This window comes from Treponema sp. (genome assembly GCF_024696245.1).
In the GTDB taxonomy this organism is placed as follows: Bacteria; Spirochaetota; Spirochaetia; order Treponematales; family Treponemataceae; genus Treponema_D.
Genome location: NZ_JAILGZ010000125.1, coordinates 1 through 2,698, shown reverse-complemented (window position 1 = coordinate 2,698; position 2,698 = coordinate 1). Strand labels below are relative to the sequence as shown.

General features: G+C 34.9%; 3 protein-coding genes. All 3 read right to left on the bottom strand.

What is annotated here, in order from left to right; genetic code table 11:
- Window positions 1–823: hypothetical protein (locus K6D58_RS08725; protein ID WP_296829811.1), on the bottom strand; the 823-nt coding region annotated here is incomplete at its 3' end.
- Window positions 824–1,768 carry an abortive infection system antitoxin AbiGi family protein gene (locus K6D58_RS08720; protein ID WP_296829809.1) on the bottom strand — a complete coding sequence of 315 codons (945 nt, stop codon included), beginning with the start codon at window positions 1,766–1,768 and terminating at the stop codon, window positions 824–826.
- Between the two features lie 22 nt (window positions 1,769–1,790).
- Window positions 1,791–2,698, bottom strand: a 908-nt coding sequence (locus K6D58_RS08715; protein ID WP_296829805.1) for a hypothetical protein, incomplete at its 5' end; no start/stop codon positions are given.

Here is a 2,698-nt window from a genome sequence, read left to right as displayed (position 1 = left end):
CGTTTGATACAAAAGTCAAGTTTACTGCAGTCCCTATTAATTCATTTTTCTTTGTCAAATCCAAATCCTTGGCATTGGTTTTCAACGAACCAAAAGATTCGACACTTCTTAATGGTATTCCCTGAGTAGAATAATATAATTCTTCTACATCTGAATAATTATTATTCTCGCCAAAATCTACAGGCGAAACATCTAGCTTAAACTTGGTGCAAATATATTCCAAATGTTCAAACATCGTCAATGATCTGTCAAAAAAATCAATGACTCCTTTGATATTATTTATCTCAGACCGATTTGAATCAGATTCAATCTTTTTCATCTGATCCTCATTTTTAAATAAATACCTGCAAAAAGCCACTGCAGTTTCATAATCTAAAATCAATTCATGCAAATTTTTTGCCCGTTTTTGTTTTATATCATAGCTGAATTTAGTCTCCTGTTTTTCAAGATCACTTTTAAGATTAAATTTGATCGTTTGCCCTATTTCAGCCAGTATCAAATAGCCAGTATCAACCTTTATCCTATTAAGCGTTACTATTCTTTCGCCGGATTTAGTGGTCAACTTAATATCAATCGGTTTCTGGGCTGGATACAGCATAGACTTCACTATATTTGTCTCATATTTTTCAGAATAATTTGCATCCCCATTTCCTATTGTTTCTTTAACCCCTTTTACTCCGCTAACTTCAACAGGCATACCAGTTTTGCCAAGCTCTTGTAGACCTTTTATAAAGTTGGTATATCCTTTCTCATCATAAAAGTCTAATTTCACTTTTCTCTCAAGAGGTTTTTTGGAGAAAATATCCTTTAATTTGTTAGCCATTTAGATATCCTCCCTTATATTTTCTAAAACCATTATTTTGCTAATTATTATCTGCTTCTTTATGCCTTCTTCCAAACCAAATTTATCAGAAGGCAGAGAAACAATATATTTTATAAGTCTATCCCTGCTATCATTATCCGGAACAAGAAGATACTTTATATCCTCATAATTGAAATTTAGCCAAAGATCTTTATATTTTTCGTCTTGAAGATTTTCATTCCAACTATCTCGTTCATCAATAGCTTGTGGATTTGCGTGAACATTCTCCAATGTATGATTATTCATAAGACTTACATCTGGTACATATCTCCACTCCTTCTCATCATGGAAAATTTTGTCATATAAAAGTGTTTTCTTTTTATCGTTCTCATCAAAAAACACCTTTTCCATTGTTCCCTGAACAGGCTTCGTATATGCAAACCTATTTAATAAATCATCAATTAAACTTAATGGCAAATCCTCCTGGCTCATCAAATCAGTAAACGCCTTGCTTAATGACCTAGCGGCCTGACCATTTTTATTCAAATAGTTGATTGGCTGTAGTTTATGTTCAACACCCCATTCTTTTGAAAATGCAATAGCATATTTACCATAGAAATCAGGATGTGTCTTCTTTGACAAAGCCCTTTGCTTGTCTTTATCTGAAAGACTTTCGTAGTCTTCCCCTTTACAGTTCACATACAATTCTGCAAAAAGTTTTGAAAGCTGAATATCGCAAAAACACTTCTGTAACACTTCAATATCATCATACCTATCCCCATCGGCTTCTAAATTCAAGAATCCTACATCTTCAACATAATACCTGGGAATCAGAGCCTTCTTTAAAAGTGCAGTTTCCAAGAACTCCGGCTTTTCCATAAAGTTAAATAAAGCATTTGCACTTTGAGCATAGTATCCTTTTTTAGGTTTTCCTTTTGCCTCAATATTTATAGATGTTTTTTCCATTTAGTCCCCCTAACAAATCATGTTATCTATTATCATGTATATCGTCTGCATAATTCCAATGATACCCACCTGACTTACCACCTTTTTTTATTGATTGAATAATTGAAGTTGAACTCTTTAAGCCCATATATTTAGCAGCATCAGTTGCGCTAGGAAATACTTGCTTCGTTTCAACACAAATAACTTTACGTTTATTTTTTTCGGCAGCACGCTTTCTTCCACATACTGGGCATCCCTGACCTACTAGTAAACTTCCCGCCTCTGGGGACCATATATTACCGCATATTTCACATTGCACTTTTATAGGACTATGAGTCTTCTCATATTGCCCAATCACTTCAATCTTTGGATTGAATCTCTTTAACTGATTTACAAAAGTGTCATGATTTTTTCTCAACTTGTCTGATGATTTTTTTCGTCCGCAGCAAGGGCAACCACGGCCAAGTAATATACTTCCAGCTTCTGCGCACCATTCGTTGCCACAAATCCTGCAACGAACTGTAATCCTACTGTGTCGGCTTTTATAGTTTCCTATAACTTCAATATCTGGATTAATGCCGCTCATCTGATTGACAAATTCAGCCTGTGTTTTTCGAACTTCTGAATGAGCCTTCTTGGTGCCGCATTTTCTGCACCCATACCCGGATAATAATTGTGCTGGTATAGCATTCCACTCATTATTACATTTTCGACACCGGACACGTATTCGTGTGTTAACATTTATAAAACGATCAACAACATCTATATCTGGATTGATTTTATAAAGCTTTTCAAGAAATTCTTCATACGTCTGAGCCCTTGAAGCAGCCGCAGCAGCTATTTCTATCTTTTTCCATTCATCATCTGTGATATGAACATCGACGTTCATATCATGAAGTAGTTCAATCGTCAGTTTCTTCAATTCAGAATGGTTTCCAGAGTTCAAATCGA